We start from the raw sequence: 16,545 nt of genomic DNA, 5'->3' as shown, positions 1-16,545 counted from the left end.
TACGGATGAATTATTCATATGGTTCTGAGGAGAGTTCCTAGTGCTAAGAACGATAGGAGGAGAGCCATGACGCGTGTAGCAGTGATGGTTATACATGGACTGGGTATGCAAAAGGATGATTATGCGGATAAATTGATTTCACGTTTGCATAAGGAATTTGACCAAGTGATGGTCATGCGTGGTGCAGCGGAGAAATATTTGGACATTGAGCCGGTCTTCTGGGCGGATGTCTTTGAAGAGAGGGAAGAGGCGCTGTTCCAACAGCTGGTAAGCTCTCAGAGGTTGAATTATCAGGTGCTGCGCAGATTTGTGATCCACTATCTGGCGGATGCCGTCGCCTATCAGCCTGTTGAGCATCAAGGCCATAATTATGACGCTGTACACAGCACCCTCAACCGAGCCATGCACGTACTCGCACAGCGCAACGGTCCCGAAACTCCGCTCTGCGTGATTGCTCATAGCCTGGGTGCTGTCATTGCTAGCAATTTTTTTTATGATCTCCAGTTTCCATCGAGCCGCGTTCCATCGATCGTGGATGTAACCTCTGCATTGGAGCGGGGAGATACGTTAACCAATTTCTATTCGTTCGGAACGACGCTGCCACTTTGGAGTCTACGTTATCATGACTTTAGCAGTCCGATTCAGGTGCCATCCTCCATGGCTGCACAGCAGTACTTTCCCGGGCTGGAGGGGGAATGGGTTAATTTTTATGATCGGGACGATATTCTTGGATATCCATTACGACCTATCGATCCGGCTTATGAAGCCGCGGTCAAGGAAGATATAGAACTTAACTCAGGTGGTTTGATTGGGAGCTGGAATCCGCTCAGTCATGGGGGATACTTCGTCAATCGTGCCATGAACCGCAGGATTGCCCAAGGACTGGCACGTACCTGGACTTGGGTGAATCGTGAATGATATCTATGTATTAGGATACAACTGTTGGAAGGGGGAGTTACTTTGGAATGCAGGACAGGCTGTGCCGCATGTTGTATCGCCATATCCATCTCTTCACCGATACCAGGCATGGAAGATGGTAAACCGGCAGGTGTACGCTGCGTACAACTGACAGCCGATAATCGATGCAGCATCTTTGGTCATCCGGATCGTCCGGCTGTTTGCAGTGGATTACAGGCTTCGGTTGATATGTGTGGAGATTCGGATCAGGAGGCTTTTAATATTCTGAACTGGTTGGAGGAAGAAACGAAACCCGGATTCTAACGTGAAGTTGTTTTATTGAAAAAGGGTAATTACACTTATTATAGAAGTTGTATGAGTAGAGAGGAGCATGGGATTAATGCATCTGGTCAAACAATTTCTGGTCGTGACAGCGAATATGATCGCTGAACTGTGGATGGGATTCTATCGACGAAACTCGGACTTCTATGATAAGCAAACTTCTGGATCGAAGAGTAAAACGGGCTATTATGTTTTTGTAATTACTGCTGCGGTGGTTGCAGTAGGTATTGTCAGCTGGATGTATAATCGTATGTACTCATAAGTGTCTAAGAAGAATGAACCCTGCACGAAACAAGCTCAACGTGTAAAATCAAACCCAAGAGTATCCATGGATAACAACCAAGGGATACTCTTTTTTTGGTGTGCTTGTCCCTCAGGGTCTGGAGGAATGAACACGCTCTTCCTTTTTCTTCAGCATGTGTGTGAGAAGCAGCTTTAACACAGAGGATACTATGAAGAAAATAAAAAGGATCCGGAACAGCTGATACCCTGACACCACGGACAAGTTGGCATTTACTTCATGAGCCATGATACTCATCTGATCCATTCCACCTGGCGCCATGCTGAGCAGGGAGGTAGCGGCTGAAAGAGAGAACAGCTGCATGAGTACATAACTTAACCCAAGCGAGCCGGCAATGAGGAGAACACTGCTGAGCACAGCGAGGGAAATGGTCTGTGTTTTGCGCTGCAGATGCTGAGGCCTTAGCATGAGACCCACATGACTGCCAATCATCAGCTGCGAAATATTCAGCAAGGAGGAAGGCAAGGGTGATGTTTGCATTGTTGTAGTCAGATGAATGACACACATAACAATCATTGGCCCAAGCATAAACGCTGTAGGAAAACGAAGCTTACGAGCAACCCAGGCACCAGCTACACAGAGCGGACCATAGAGCAGGATCTCCGGAAAGAGATTCATCCATGACGCCGCCTGGGCCGCTTGCGGATCAGCTGCAGCGCCCGCCGCACCGCCAATCCATGGACTGAACACCAGGAAAGGCACACAGAATACAATCAAGATCAACCGAGTCACTTGCAGGAAGGTGACCAGCGTCAGATTAATGGACTTCATTTCTTCCGCAAGCGAAACCATTTGGGACAACCCGCCTGGAATACTACCGACCAGGAGAGAAGGGAAGTCAAAATCAGTCAGCTTGGATGCGATGTATGCGGTTAACGTACATAATCCAATCAACAGCAGGGTCATGAGCAGCATCACGGGAAGCTGGTGGAGAATGCCCTGCAATGCATCTGCTGTCAGTGACAACCCGATAGAATAACCGACGATCAGAATTCCATAATCCCGGATGGACGTAGGCCACAGGAGCGGCAGTTTAACGACCTGAGACCCAAGCAGCATAAATACCATGGGGCCGAGCAGCCAGGGAATCGGGGTGTGGATGGCTGTGAACAGAAGTCCGCCGAGTACCGAGACGCACAGACTGAGAATGAATCGGAAAAAGGCGGAGGGACTGAGCTTATGCATCAGTTCCATCCGCTTGGTCTTTCTGCTGGATCAGGTTGTATCGACAGTAAGTATGAGTCTGAATTAAGAGTATAAACCAAGTGTGATCACTCCTGATGATAAAATACGTCCCCTGTAAGATTCGCCATCCCGAACTACGACATGTTAAGCGAACTTGCTACAGCGTGCTTGATTCGTTTAACTGAACACGTGCTGAAGGTTTGGGTTCTTTAAACATCATATAGTACATCAGCGAGGAAATCACGTATAAACCGCCCGTTATACTAAACGTAATGGCGTATCCCCAGTACGTGCCGTATGTGGTTACGAGGTAGGATTGAACAGGTCCCATCGTTGCCCACCCAATCATAAATGCAGTTTGCATCAGCGAATTGGCGATTCCGCGACGCTTGTCGGAAACTCTGTCTACCAGAATGGCAGATTGAATCGGATTCGCTGCATTCATCAAAGCTTGTCTGAACAAAAAGCTGACCGAAGCAATGAAAAGTACGTTAGTGAAGCCGGTCAACAACAAAAATGGAAGGGAAAACACCTGAAATATGACTACAGCTCGGACACTTCCAACTTTGGCGGCAAGCGTCGGCCCGATCAGCATGGAGACGATTGTCATAATTTGTCCAAGCGAAATAAGTAAGCTCATCGCACTTAGCGAAACGGAAAACCGGTTGGTAAAATACAAATTCAGGTAAGGGACGACCAGCCCGGAACCGAACCCAATCAGTAATTGAGTAATAACAAACTGACCAATCAGTCGGGAGTCATTCTTTTTGTCCTGTAAATTCCCAGGCTGTTCGGTAGCAGACAGATTCTTATCCTCAGAGGCAACCACCGCAGGAACAGCACCAGTAGTGACAGTCTGTGCGGGAGTCTTATCATCGGATACAAACAGCATCGGAATAAATGCTGCCAAAGTTGCTGCACCCCCAATGAACAATACGGTTTGCAGTCCAGTAACCTTGGCGATTCCCAGTGTGTGCAGAAGGTCGGCAAACACTCCGCCGCCTAGACTTCCAAGCACCTGTGAGGCGAGCACAAGGGAGGAGTAGTAGCTGAACATCTTCAACCGCTGACTCTTCTTCACATTTTCGGCCAGAAAAGGAATGGCCAGGACCTGAAAGACGCCTGCGAATAGCCCTGAAAATACAGCAAACCAGATCAGGCCACTCGCCGAATAATCAAACGACCGGCCGATCAGGAAGATTCCGCTGAATAAAGCGCCTGCGATTAGCAGTCTCTTTCGGCTGAAACGATCACCACCAAGCCCGATAGGTACAAACATGATCGCTGTGGCTAACGATTGTATACTTACGATCTGGCCGTTCATTGTATCATTGTAGCCCAGACCCTGAATGTACAGATTGTACAAAACCGAGAACATGCCATTTCCGATCTGATACAGGATGCTTGCCAGAAAAAAGAGTTGAATATTTCGGGACCAACCCCGAATCTCAGCATGAATCTGTCGTAAAACTCTCAAGTGTAATCCCCCAGTCGTACCAGTGCAGTGATTCCAGTGTAACAGGAAAGGGGGATTTGCGGAAGAATTGACCACTGTTTATTTTGTCATAAGGCTGAATTACGCAATTACACGAGCGATCACCAATCCATCATACCCTTTGCTGCCTACCGTTTGCAGTGCAGTTGCTTCAAGACGAGGGTGATCGGCGATCAGCTTCAGAAATTGACGTACGCCCTGAACTCTGGGGTCCGTACTCTCAGCATGGATCACTTCACCGTCTCTGACGATGTTATCCCCGATAATCAGACTTCCCGGCCGGGACAGACGGAGCGCCCATCGGAGGTAATCGGGATTACTCGGTTTGTCTGCATCAATGAAGATCAGATCAAAAGGCTCCCTGTAGTCTTCTTGAACGTCAGGAAGGGTTGTTAATGCAGGTCCAATCCTCAGATCAACCTTGTCGATTAGCCCAGCCTGCACCAGATTGGTGCGTGCGATTTCCGCATGATGTGGATCAGCTTCAAGCGTTACGATTTTTCCGTGCTCAGGCAGTGCTCTTGCCATCCAGATCGTGCTGTAAGCACCCAGCGTACCTATTTCAAGCACACGTGCTGATCCGTGGATTTGAAGCAGGAGCTGAAGGAATTTCCCTTGGTTAGGAGCAACATCATGGGCTGGCAATCCGGCTTCCGTGTTCCTACTAAGCGTTTGTTCCAGCAGAGGATCCGAGGGAATAAGCAACTGATTCAAATAGTCGTCGACCTGACTCCAAGTGTGCTCAAGAGAAGAATAATCATTGTTTTTCATAAAGGTTTCGTCCTTTCCAAAAACGATAGTTTGAATTTCATAATTCAACTATAATGATTACAGATGCATAAATAAAATATATATTATGTATAAAATCATAAATTAAAGTTATATATTGCGGACATAGGAGTGACGGAAATGAATTTGCACGGACTACGATTGTTCCATGCCATTGTAAGATATGGTGGCGTTACGCGCGCCGCAGAAGAACTGAATATTAGCCAGCCTGCGGTCTCGTCACAGGTGAAGAAATTTGAACATGAACTGGGCATTCGTTTATTTGTTACAGAGGGTAGACGACTGGTTCTTACTGATGTAGGTGTGCAGTTAAAAGAATACGCAGAACGTCTGTTTTTGCTTGAACAGGATGTGGAGAACTTTGTGCAGGATATGCGGGAAGGGAAAAAAGGCATCATTCGATTAACGGCAACGTACTTGCCTTCTAATTTTTTGCTGCCTGGATGGATTGCGAAGTTCAAGCAATCACACGAAGATGTGGAACTTGTGGTCAGTACAACCAATACCCGGATGGCCTTTGATCAACTGCTGCGATATGAGGCTGAGATTGCCGTATACGGTGGGAGCGGGGTTACACATCAAGGCGTACATTGGGATGAATTGTTTGAGGATGACATGTGGTTTGTCGTGCATCCAGCGCATCCGTATGCTGATCGGGAAGTGGACTTGGCCCAGATGGTAGCAGAACCCTTCATCATGCGTGAAGAAGGCAGTGCGACGCGTGAGCGGCTAATCTCACTATGCAGTATGAACAACGTGGCTGCCCCTCGAATTGCGCTGCAGTTCAACGGGTTGAATGAAACGATTAGTGCGGTAAAGGCCGGTTACGGAGCCAATTTTATATCCTCATTGGTCGTGAAGGAGGATGTTCGTGAGGGCCGTCTTTCACGTGTATATGTCCGAGGAATTCATCTGAAAAATAAGATTGCCGTGTGTACCCGAGCTGGTGAAGTGTTATCACCTGCAGCGCAGCATCTGGTACAGCTAATTCGGCAGGAGGCATCCCGGATAATCGGAGATGATATCCGATAAACGAATGGAGGATATCTGAAATGGAAACGAACACGACATGCCTCCCAGAATGTTTCGTATGAAGATTGACATGGCATATCAAACCCGAATGTTAACGTTCTGCTGTACCACCTTGCTGATCGTTAAACCGGTATAGGGCAAGCAAAGTCACGCCTCCAACCACGACAACAGGTATCCAGACCGCAATCATAGGAATGTTATGAAACATAAGTGCCGCGACAATGACACCAATCAGATAAATGATTACGGCAAACACCCGCAAGTACGAATCATTGGATGAAGCCTTCATCAATGAACCTATACTCGTGTGCCGGAGACGCTGCATAATGCTTACGGCATCTTCGATGACTGCGGCAAGATTGTTTGTCAGTACGGTGGTGGAGATCCCGGCGATGCCGATCCGCCGCGCAGCTGTAGTCTGCATTCCCATAGCAGCAGCCAGTATGGCGATTAACAGATAGGCAAACTGTTCTGAATAAGGGCTAATCATAACGATCGCGAATATCAGAAGCAGGATGCTTTCGACAACAAAAACACGGGTTACACGGGGTGACCATCCGTTTTTGGTCTGTTGGGTACCGATCATGCGTGCGGCAATGGCATTGCCGGCAATGAAGCCCGCCAGAGCAATAAGGGAACGCAGCACAATGAATTCCTGCGCACGGGCAATCGCGATTCCCAGCAGTACGATATTACCGGTCATATTCGCAGTAAGTACATGCCCCAGTCCCAGATATCCAATGACATCGACCATTCCGGCCGCTAGACATAGAAGCAGAAGTGAATACTTTTGCAGAGGTTGCTGCATGGTGAATCCGTCCTTTCAAGAAATGCTCAACCCCTCAAGTATACAGCATCATCTCATAAAATAAAGACGGTACGTTCACTTATGGTGTGGAACTAAGGTGAAGCAAGCCAATCAAACATGTTGTTTACCGCGGCTGCATGGATACTGTCATGGAACCAGTGATTCTGTCCCCCATAGGCATGAAAGGTTACTTCGATTCCTCTTCGTTTCAACCAATGATACATACGGGTTCCATGACTATAGTTGACTTGAGTATCTTCTGTACCGTGCATGATCAACACTGGGCAGCGGAGCTTGGAGACGGCAGCCAGCGGAGAACGGGCAAGATAGGCTTCGGGAACAGCACGGGGCGATCCGCCCAGAATACGTTTCAATGTGCGTCTCAGGTCGGTTCGCTCTTGATATGTCCGTTCGACATCGGCAACACCGCTCCAAAGCACAAGTTTATGTACATGGTAGGGGCCTTCGTTGAAAAAGGTAGCTGTATGCACAGCATTGATGGCCCCGCGGGAGAATCCCATAAGCGAAATACGCGAAGAATCGGCATATGGAAGTGCTTGTACTAGCCGGTATGCGGCTCGCACGTCTTCAATATCATGTCCACCATACTCGTCCCGGCCTTCGCTGCCCTCATTGCCGCGATAGGAGGGAGCGAACACGATGTAGCCTTTGTGCGCAAACTGCTCCACCCAGGCCGTTTTTACGCCGCCATAGCTGCCAAGGCCTCCGCGACAGTAGATAAGAACAGGCCAACTTTCTTGCTTATGGTTATCGATTTGCGTTGGAGGATAACGACTTGCCAGCAGCCGGAATTTCACATCATGTAATGAGCTCGTGTTATAAGTTCCAATACGTTCTTCCGTTTCTTGCTTGGGGCAAGGAGAAGAGATTATACAGCCTTCGGGCAGATACATATACGCTTTAACCCGGAATTCATTAGAGGAATAGGTCACTTGATACAGCAAGAAAAAATCAGCCTCTTTCATGGTCAATAGATGTGAATATGACAAGATGTAGAACATGGAATACCATGTAGCATGTGTCAAAAATCTGATCCCATACCTCTCGTTCTTGCTAACTGTCCACGTGTCACAAATTCGTTTATTGGCTCCATATGTTTTATAATGAATCAGAGACAGGTGCGACAGCCTGAATTCTTATACCTGTAAAATACTCAAGTGCGCATAAAAGAAAGGAAGAAAACCATGATGAACGCTCCACATCCGATTGACCAATTCAAGAAATTCAAATACGAAATTACCAGATTCATGATGATTTATAAATTTGCTCTCGATCAGATGGAAACCAAAATTGAAGTTTTAAAGGAAGAGTTTCAGTCCTTGCATGATTACAGCCCGATTGAGCATACGAAATCCAGATTGAAGTCTCCTGAAAGCATCATGAATAAGATGTTTCGCAAAAATCACGAGCTGACCTTCGAAAGCATCAAGAAAAATATCAAGGACATTGCCGGCGTTCGTATCACATGCTCCTTTATCTCGGACATCTATCGGATCAAGGATATGCTGTGCAATCAGAGCGATCTGCGTGTGCTTGAAGTGAAGGACTATATCCAGAATCCGAAGCCCAATGGATATCAAAGCTTGCACCTTTTGGTAGATGTACCTGTTTATATGTCCAATGGTGAAGAGCGTGCCTGCGTTGAGATTCAGATCCGTACCATTGCCATGGATTTCTGGGCGAGCCTTGAACATAAAATCTTTTATAAATACAATAAGGACGTTCCTGAACATCTGACCAAGGAATTAAAAAGTGCAGCAGATTCCGCCAATGCCCTTGATCAACAGATGGAGAGGCTTCATCGGGAGATTCAAGAGATCAAGGATGCAGAGAATGAACGGGATGAGGAGGAGCTGCGCCGCATTATCATTAACAATCAGCAGTTTACACTGCCATCCAACCTGCTTCGTCTGCTTGGTGACGGAGAACACTAAGTAAACAGGAAACATCGTAAGGAAAGGAACAAGTTTAATCCCTATGAATAGTTCATCAGCATCCTTAAATAATCAATCATCATCACGTGTGCGTATGGCCTTAATATTGGGGACACTGTCTGCCTTCGGTCCGTTGTCTCTGGATATGTATCTGCCCGCACTGCCTACACTGGCTGAGGATTTCAGTTCCTCTCCTTCGTATGCACAGCTCAGCTTAACAGCCTGTATGGTCGGGCTTGCTGCAGGGCAACTGCTGGCAGGTCCCCTTAGTGATGTACGAGGACGACGTACGCCGCTTATTGCAGGACTTGTGCTATATACGATTGCTTCCATACTATGTCTGGTGAGTCCGACAATGGGTTCTTTTGTTGTGCTGCGTTTTATTCAGGGGGCTGCGGGCGCAGCCGGAATTGTTATTTCCCGTGCAGTGGTAAGAGATGTGTATTCGGGTCCGGAGTTAACCCGGTTCTTCTCCCTGCTGATGCTTATTAACGGGGTAGCGCCTATCGCAGCACCGATTATCGGTGGGCAGCTGCTCGCTTATACTTCCTGGCGTGGTGTCTTTATCTTATTGAGTATTATTGGGGTGCTTACGTTACTGGCCGTTATATTTGGACTTGGAGAGACCCTGCCGTCCGAACGACGATCCAGCGGAGGGTTGAAGCAGACCTTGGTCACATTCCGGCAAATCGCAGCCGACCGTCTGTTCATGGGCTATGCATTGACTCAAGGATTTGTGGCAGCGGGAATGTTCGCGTATATATCGGGTTCCCCATTTGTACTGCAAAAGATTTACGGCGTCTCTCCGCAAATGTTCAGTATCTGCTTTGCCGTTAATGGACTCGGAATCATTCTGGCAAGCCAGATTGCCGGGAGATTGGCGGGTAAAGTGTCCGAAACGCGTTTGCTCATAGCTGGCCTCGTTGCGGCAGCTGTGGGAGGCACATCTCTGCTCATTGCGATCCTATTGGGAGGAAATCTGTTCTCCATCCTGGTTCCGTTATTTCTTGTCGTTTCCAGTGTGGGTCTCGTCAACACGGCTTCCTTCGCGCTGGCCATGGCCAACCAGGAGAAGTCAGCTGGCAGTGCCTCTGCACTTATAGGGGTCATGACATTCCTGTTTGGCGGGATTGTAGCTCCGCTCGTAGGCTTGGGAGGAGAGGGAACCGCGGTGCCAATGGGGATCGTTATCGCATGTGCCGACCTTGGGGCTTTACTGCTCTATCTGGTTATGGTCGGTAAGCGTGGGCACCGTCAGCAGACCCGTTAATCCTATATAAATATCTAAGCGCCCCATTCGAAGGTCTAAACTTCGGGTGGGGCGCTTGTGTGTTAGCAAAGAGCGAACAAGATTTGCGTATTGAGCAAAATGCCAGGGGTCAGGAACGGATAGAAGTAACCGATGACAAAACCAAAGATATTAGTGACAGGCCACATGAGAAAAACGTCATTGTAGGTGAATACAAGGGACCAACGGTTGTAACAAAAGTTCTGCAGTACACGCTGATTCTGATCCCTTGGGGCAGCTACGCCTGTTTGGGCGAATTGCAAAGCCTGGGTCAAATTCTGTGGTTGCTGCTGGATAAACAACGGCAGAAGCCCGGGGCTGCTTTTGATCAGATTGTAGAGAAATACCATCTCCGCTGGTGGCTGCCCAACCGGACGTGGATAGGCGCTTAACAGGGTAGGCAGATTGCCTTGCGACAACTGTGCGGGAACGCCTGGAACCGTACCTTGACCGCCTCCTGGAAAGAACGGTGGCTGTCCGCCGATGCTTCCACCTGGAAAGTATGGGGGAAAAGATCCCTGTCCTCCGGGAATTCCTTGGATGGGCTGCCCTCCCTGGCTGCCACCCGGGAATAATGGAGGAAACTGTACAGAGCGGTCTTCACCACCGTAACCTGCATAGGTATGATTGATGTAATCCATCTACGAACATCCTTCCTGTCGTCGTATTCTGAAAACATCATATGGCGGCGTTCGCCCAAAGGTGAATGGATCACGAGCTATCGAACGTGGTAAAGGAAAAACCGGATTGACAACTCAGTTGATAACAATTATCATTGTCAATGGAAATGGACAAGTACATACAGGGTTGATATACGGAAGGGTATAGAGCTCTTTTAAAATTGCCATACCAGCTCATATTGAGATGTTCATCATGAAAGGGGATAATCACGTGTTGAAGAGTAATAAAAAAGGAATCATGCTGCTAATCGCGATTATGGTCATGTCATTGTGGCTGGCTGCATGCGGAACGAAATCCGCAGATAATGGAACTGCAGCAGGAGAGACAAATACTACAACGGAGACTGAGATACAGACAGAAGCTCCAACAGAACGCACAGTAAAAGATGCTCAGGGTCATGATGTAACGATCCCGGCTAATCCGCAGCGTGTCATTGCATCTTATCTGGAAGATCATCTGGTAACACTTGGCGTGAAGCCTGCTGCTCAGTGGTCAGCCCATGATGGCAGCAGTGTGCAGGATTATCTTCAAGAAACTCTGAATGGAGTCCCTACAATTGCAAGTGAACTTCCTTTTGAGGCTGTTGCCAGCTTCTCGCCGGACCTGATCATTATGGGTTCAGAAAGTACAGTAGAAGGGGAGAAGTACGAACAATACAATAAAATTGCCCCAACTTATGTACTCGGTGATGATGTGAACAAGGATTGGCGTCAGGCTCTTTTGAAAATAGGCGAGCTGTTGAACAAATCAGATGAAGCTCAAAAAGCGCTTGACGATTATGATGCAAAAGCAAAAGAAATTAAGGAAAAGGTTGCTGCCGCAACAGGTGGTACAAAAACTGCAGCGGCACTCTGGCTCTTCAATAACAAGTTTTATGTTGTTAGTAACAATGTCTCCAGTGGTGAAGTCATGTACAATGAACTCGGGCTGCTGCAGCCTGAAGTTGTGAAGGAAATATCGGCAAAAGCAACAGGGAACTGGTCCGAGGTTTCGTTGGAAAGAATCGCAGATATGAATGCTGACTATCTCTTCCTGGTTAACAGTGATAAGGGAACAGGGGCAGAAGCGTTGAAAGACGCAGTGTGGCAAAGTATTCCTGCTGTGAAAAATGGAGAAGTATACGAGTTTGAGAGCACGAGCAGCTGGTTGTATAGCGGAGTGCAAGCAAACACTATAATTCTGGAAGATATTCAGAAAAGCATTGTTAAATAAATGAAATGGCACATGATATGTGCTGCAAGTCATCGTACAACTCTCTGGTGTCCATGGGCATCAGGGAGTTTTTTGTTTTTTTAGTATAACCCGATATATACTTACGAAGTAACAGTGTCCGTATGGGAACCATCCGTTCCCGATTAAGAAGGGGGATAGGTCTATGATGTATACATTGAATCCAAATGATCTGACGAGCAGGGATAATTATAAATTGATGAGTGGTTCGGTAGTTCCGCGACCGATTGCTTTTGTCACAACCATTTCAGAGGACGGCAGCGTCGTGAATGCAGCTCCGTTCAGTTTCTTTAATGTCGTTAGCTCCGATCCGCCGTTGTTGTCCATTTCCATTAACCGTAAGGATGGAGTGATGAAAGATACCGCCCGCAATGCGATTACAGGGCAAGAGCTTGTCGTACATATCTGCGACGAATCAATCGTTAACGAAATGAACGAGACAGCAGCACTCCTTGAGCCGCATGAGAGCGAGCTGGAGCGAACTAGCCTGACGACGGTACCAAGTTCAGTTGTGGCGGTGCCCGGAATACAGGAAGCACTGATTCGCATGGAATGTCGTCTGTATCAGCATATTCCGGTGTCTAATGACGAAGGAAAACCTGTAACGGATCTGCTTCTCGTTCGCATCGTACAGTATCACTTTAATGAAAAAGTGTATGACCCCGTTCATCACTACATTTTGATGGATCACCTTAAACCCGTAAGCCGGCTTGCGGGCAATGATTACGCTAAACTTGGTGAGCGATTTACGGTAGTTCGGCCTGTATAAGGTCATCCAATTGGTCATTTACTTTTCAGCTTTTCATATAAAATCCTCATGTTAGTTATCTAAATCGATTAATCAAGACGGACAACCTGTGCGAACGTGTAGGTCTTGTCCGTCTTTCCTTGTTTGCTGAACATAAACTCATTCTGGGTTGAATAGACTTGTACTATTCTAGTGTGTTACTTGATTGTATTGTAGGCTCTGCTAGCCATCATAAATGAAGAATGAAATGCCAATCTGATAGAAGAGGAGCTTGGATATGGGTTATCGCAGCCTTGCTTACCTCATAGGCCGATATCCACGGTTCATCATGATCAGCTGGGTTTTTATTATCGGGGTATCCGCCGTATGGGCATGGAATCTGCCCGGTGTTCTTCAGGATCATGGGTTGATACGGATTCATGGAGATGCACAGCATATTGAACGTATTCTCAAGCAAGACTTCGGAATTCCGGATGATCCGATTATTGTCGTTTATGAAAAGCACACAGGCACCTCTCAAGCAGAATTTCGGAATTGGGTCAACAGACATTTACAGGAGGTAGCCACGCTGCCTCATATTACAACCATAATATCTCCGCTTGAGGCTGGAAGAAGCGCAATGATGCGGGATGGCACGGCATATGCACTCCTGGATTTTGATGTACCGGCGCACCGGATGAATGCTCCCACCGAGCAGCTTCGTTCTCTGAATACAGCAGGTGATCAAGGAAAGATTCGTTTAACCGGCAAGCCCGTAGTTCAGCAGGATGTGAATCAATTGAGCTTTCGGGATCTGGAGCGTGCGGAAATCGTTGGCTTACCCATTGCCCTGGTTATTCTGTGTTTTGCTTTTCGAGGTTTATATGCAGCTCTTGTTGCGGTATTTATGGGGATCGTCGGTGTGGTCACAGCCATGGGTTTGACCTCTCTTATGGGGCATTACGTGGAACTTTCGAATTTCGTCATTAATGTCATACCGATGGTGGGAATGGCGTTAAGCATCGATTTTGCGCTCATCATTCTAAGCAGATTCAGGGATGAGATGCAGTTGTCTCCGCATGATCATGGGCATGGTTCGTATGAGATTATCCAGAGGACACTGCGTACAGCCGGAAGGGCTGTTTTGTTTTCTGCCGCTTGTGTGCTGCTTGGTCTGTTGTCGCTCGTCTGGATCAGACTTCCCATGTTTCTGAGTGTCTCGCTTGGTGCCATGACGGTGCTGATGATATCTGTGTTAATCAATGTGACCTTGCTGCCAGCCATTCTTACCCTCTATGCCCAGAGGATCTTTAAACGAAAAAAGCAATTTTCAAATCGTACGCCGCTGCGTAAGCCCTCCATATGGCTTCGATGGTTTGGCACAGTGATGAAACGACCGATACGGATGACCTTGTTGGGTACAGGTATTCTGCTGTTCTGCGTGCTTCCGGTTAGGCAGTTGGAGATGGCGATTCCGGACGCAACCTCATTGCCCGCAACCATTGAATCCAGACAAGCAGCAGAGAGGATGCAGCAGGTTTTCGCTCAAAAGGACATCGCTTCCGTTGACATCCTCATCGGAGGAACGGGAGAGAGGCTAACCCCATTACACTGGAATACGGCACTTCGAAAGGTAAGGGAATTGCAAAAGGATGAGAATGTTCTTCAGATTGAATCTGTCTGGGGAATGGATCAGAAGTACAGGCCAGGACAGAACAGAACCTCGCAGATTGGAGGCGCGAGCAGCGAGCTGATCTTGCACGATTCGCTTCTCTCCTCATACGTATCTGAGGATGCTATTCGTCTGGTGGCGACCATCAAGGGAGCACCAGGATCAGAACAAGCTGCAAACTGGTTGAACATGATGAATGAACGGGACGCGCAACAAGGCGCTCAGGGGATACCTATTCGTTATGGCGGAGAAGCTGCTTCCCAAGTTGAGATTATGCAGGAAATTTTGGGACAGATGCCCAAGGTGCTGGTTTTCGTAATCGTATCTAATTACATTGTACTGCTGATGGCATTTCGTTCGCTGCTGATTCCAATCAAAGCAATACTGATGAATATACTCAGCCTGACAGCTTCGTTTGGAGTCTTGGTGCTGGTCTTCAATCAGGGGCATCTGGGGATGGAGCCCTCGGCGATTGCCATCATGATTCCGGTGTTTATCGCTGGACTTGTCTTCGGCATTTCAATGGACTATGGCGTATTTATGCTCAGCCGGATACAGGAGATGTATCGTCTGACAGGAGATAGTGACCAGGCGGTCATGCAGGGACTCGCATCAACGGGTCGACTGATTACATCGGCTGCAGCCATTCTGCTTGCTGTGACTATACCTTTTGCCTTTGGAGATGTGGAAGGAGTGAAGCAGCTTGGCGTTGGCATTACTGCTGCGGTGCTCATTGATGTCACAGTCATTCGTTTGCTGCTCGTGCCAGCACTAATGAAGCTGATGGGGAAATGGAATTGGTGGCTCCCAGGACAAAAAACATAACGCTTGATGAACATGGTCTGATTACCAAGTGTGCAAAATGTTCCTATAAGGTAGTCACCATATGATAAAGGGAGATTCCTGAAGTCTGCTTTGCAGGATAGGGGATGTCTCTTTTTTCATAAAAATAGCAGGGTTTTGGGTTAATGCGGCATGAATATTAAATTCATAGGCCATGGGCTTGCACTATAATGTACTGGAAAATAGTACGGATTTGATCCGTTTAGTTCATCAATTATGTTTTATTTCATATGGATTGATGCAGCGAATGAACAAGGAGGTATACCATTAATGACTGCGATTGAATCATATCTGCAACAACAAACGACTGAGCGCGGACGTTATGCATATCAGGCAGGACAGCCTCTGGAACAGTGGAGTGAACAGCTGCGTTCGGGAATACGTGAACGACTTGGTGGTTTCCCGGTTGAGGATGCAGAGCTGCAAGCTGTCGTGCTGGAGCGTATTGCCTGCGATGGTTACGTAAGAGAACGCGTGGAAATAACGACCTATGCAGGATTGCGAATGCCAATATACATATTGATTCCTAATGAGTTAAGTAACACAAATACACCTGTTCCTGCCATGATTGCCTGTCATGGCCATGGTTATGGGAGCCGGGAGATAAGCGGCATGGAGCCTGACGGCTCACCTCGAACCGCCGCACCGGGACTGCATAAGGATTTTGCCGTATCCCTGGTGCAGCGAGGGTTCATGGTTGCCGCTCCAGAATTGCTCGGATTCGGTGATCGAAGACTGGATGAGGATAAGGATGAACCGCCAGGAATTAGCTCCTGCACGAAGATTGCAGCCCATCTGCTCATGGCCGGACAGACACTGGCCGGACATCGTGTCTACGAGACGATGAGGGTACTCGATTATTTGTCTACCCGCCCTGAAGTTGATGCAGAGAGGATTGGAATCATGGGCATCTCGGGTGGAGGGCTTGTTGCTGCCTTTACTGCTGCGCTGGATGCCAGATTCCGGGCCACGGTCATCAGCGGATATGCCAGCACCTTTCAAGCAAGTATTCTGGACCGGAACCACTGTCTTGATAATTACATTCCAGGCATCTTGCGGGAAGCGGAGTTGCCGGATATTATCGGACTGATAGTGCCAAGACCATTATTCATTGAAGCAGGAAGTGAGGATCGGGTGTTTCCACAGGCTGCGGCAAGGGAAACGTTCGCAAGGTTGCAGGAGATCTATGCACAAGAGGGTGCACAAGATGTTCTGGGTGCAGACTTCTTCACAGGCGGGCACGAAATCAGTGGCGCCAAGGCGTATGATTGGCTGGACAGGTTTTTATAAAAAAAACGCG

At 47.7% G+C, this 16,545-nt stretch carries 16 protein-coding genes; 10 read left to right on the top strand and 6 right to left on the bottom strand.

Annotation, left to right across the window (positions count from 1 at the left end):
• Positions 1–66 precede the first annotated feature (66 nt).
• The 3 genes from ABIC22_RS27110 to ABIC22_RS27100 all read left to right on the top strand — a co-directional run bounded on the left by ABIC22_RS27110 (position 67) and on the right by ABIC22_RS27100 (position 1,501).
• Complete coding sequence (locus ABIC22_RS27110; protein ID WP_354485161.1) at positions 67–918, top strand: chemotaxis protein; 852 nt, start codon at positions 67–69, stop codon at positions 916–918.
• 42 nt (positions 919–960) lie between these two features.
• On the top strand, positions 961–1,221 hold the full coding sequence (locus ABIC22_RS27105) for a YkgJ family cysteine cluster protein (protein WP_127536098.1): 261 nt from the start codon (positions 961–963) through the stop codon (positions 1,219–1,221).
• A 76-nt stretch (positions 1,222–1,297) separates the two neighbouring features.
• Positions 1,298–1,501 (top strand): hypothetical protein, encoded by a 204-nt coding sequence (locus ABIC22_RS27100; RefSeq protein WP_127536097.1) that lies wholly within the window; start codon positions 1,298–1,300, stop codon positions 1,499–1,501.
• A 111-nt stretch (positions 1,502–1,612) separates the two neighbouring features.
• On the opposite strand, the gene ABIC22_RS27095 is transcribed toward ABIC22_RS27100, so the two are convergent.
• The 3 genes from ABIC22_RS27095 to ABIC22_RS27085 form a co-directional block, all read right to left on the bottom strand.
• On the bottom strand, positions 1,613–2,734 hold the full coding sequence (locus ABIC22_RS27095) for an AbrB family transcriptional regulator (RefSeq protein WP_246058068.1): 1,122 nt from the start codon (positions 2,732–2,734) through the stop codon (positions 1,613–1,615).
• A gap of 148 nt (positions 2,735–2,882) precedes the next feature.
• On the bottom strand, positions 2,883–4,202 hold the full coding sequence (locus ABIC22_RS27090; RefSeq protein WP_127536096.1) for an MFS transporter: 1,320 nt from the start codon (positions 4,200–4,202) through the stop codon (positions 2,883–2,885).
• Positions 4,203–4,301: 99 nt separating this feature from the next.
• The gene (locus ABIC22_RS27085) at positions 4,302–4,991 is read right to left on the bottom strand and encodes an O-methyltransferase (protein ID WP_354485158.1); all 690 of its coding nucleotides are present in this window, start codon (positions 4,989–4,991) and stop codon (positions 4,302–4,304) included.
• A gap of 138 nt (positions 4,992–5,129) precedes the next feature.
• On the opposite strand from ABIC22_RS27085, the gene ABIC22_RS27080 reads away from it, so the two are divergent.
• Complete coding sequence (locus ABIC22_RS27080; protein ID WP_354485156.1) at positions 5,130–6,041, top strand: LysR family transcriptional regulator; 912 nt, start codon at positions 5,130–5,132, stop codon at positions 6,039–6,041.
• Between the two features lie 91 nt (positions 6,042–6,132).
• On the opposite strand, the gene ABIC22_RS27075 is transcribed toward ABIC22_RS27080, so the two are convergent.
• Positions 6,133–6,849, bottom strand: coding sequence for a YoaK family protein (locus ABIC22_RS27075; RefSeq protein WP_354485154.1), 717 nt, complete (start codon positions 6,847–6,849; stop codon positions 6,133–6,135).
• 92 nt (positions 6,850–6,941) lie between these two features.
• Positions 6,942–7,814, bottom strand: coding sequence for an alpha/beta hydrolase family protein (locus ABIC22_RS27070; RefSeq protein WP_354485152.1), 873 nt, complete (start codon positions 7,812–7,814; stop codon positions 6,942–6,944).
• A 243-nt stretch (positions 7,815–8,057) separates the two neighbouring features.
• On the opposite strand from ABIC22_RS27070, the gene ABIC22_RS27065 reads away from it, so the two are divergent.
• Positions 8,058–8,804 carry a GTP pyrophosphokinase gene (locus ABIC22_RS27065; protein ID WP_127536599.1) on the top strand — a complete coding sequence of 249 codons (747 nt, stop codon included), beginning with the start codon at positions 8,058–8,060 and terminating at the stop codon, positions 8,802–8,804.
• Positions 8,805–8,847: 43 nt separating this feature from the next.
• Positions 8,848–10,074 (top strand): multidrug effflux MFS transporter, encoded by a 1,227-nt coding sequence (locus ABIC22_RS27060; RefSeq protein WP_354485150.1) that lies wholly within the window; start codon positions 8,848–8,850, stop codon positions 10,072–10,074.
• 62 nt (positions 10,075–10,136) lie between these two features.
• On the opposite strand, the gene ABIC22_RS27055 is transcribed toward ABIC22_RS27060, so the two are convergent.
• On the bottom strand, positions 10,137–10,733 hold the full coding sequence (locus ABIC22_RS27055) for a hypothetical protein (RefSeq protein ID WP_354485148.1): 597 nt from the start codon (positions 10,731–10,733) through the stop codon (positions 10,137–10,139).
• Between the two features lie 250 nt (positions 10,734–10,983).
• On the opposite strand from ABIC22_RS27055, the gene ABIC22_RS27050 reads away from it, so the two are divergent.
• The 4 genes from ABIC22_RS27050 to ABIC22_RS27035 all read left to right on the top strand — a co-directional run bounded on the left by ABIC22_RS27050 (position 10,984) and on the right by ABIC22_RS27035 (position 16,535).
• Positions 10,984–11,985 (top strand): iron-hydroxamate ABC transporter substrate-binding protein, encoded by a 1,002-nt coding sequence (locus ABIC22_RS27050; protein WP_354485146.1) that lies wholly within the window; start codon positions 10,984–10,986, stop codon positions 11,983–11,985.
• Between the two features lie 166 nt (positions 11,986–12,151).
• The gene (locus ABIC22_RS27045; protein ID WP_354486119.1) at positions 12,152–12,772 is read left to right on the top strand and encodes a flavin reductase family protein; all 621 of its coding nucleotides are present in this window, start codon (positions 12,152–12,154) and stop codon (positions 12,770–12,772) included.
• Positions 12,773–13,028: 256 nt separating this feature from the next.
• Complete coding sequence (locus tag ABIC22_RS27040) at positions 13,029–15,227, top strand: MMPL family transporter (protein WP_354485144.1); 2,199 nt, start codon at positions 13,029–13,031, stop codon at positions 15,225–15,227.
• A gap of 288 nt (positions 15,228–15,515) precedes the next feature.
• Entirely contained in the window at positions 15,516–16,535 is a 1,020-nt protein-coding gene (locus tag ABIC22_RS27035; RefSeq protein ID WP_354485143.1) for an alpha/beta hydrolase family protein, read from the top strand.
• Positions 16,536–16,545: the final 10 nt, after the last annotated feature.

Source organism: Paenibacillus sp. PvP094, assembly GCF_040546835.1.
In the GTDB taxonomy this organism is placed as follows: Bacteria; Bacillota; Bacilli; order Paenibacillales; family Paenibacillaceae; genus Paenibacillus; species Paenibacillus illinoisensis.
The sequence above is the reverse complement of the archived record's forward strand: the minus strand, read 5'-3'. Positions and strand labels throughout refer to the sequence as shown.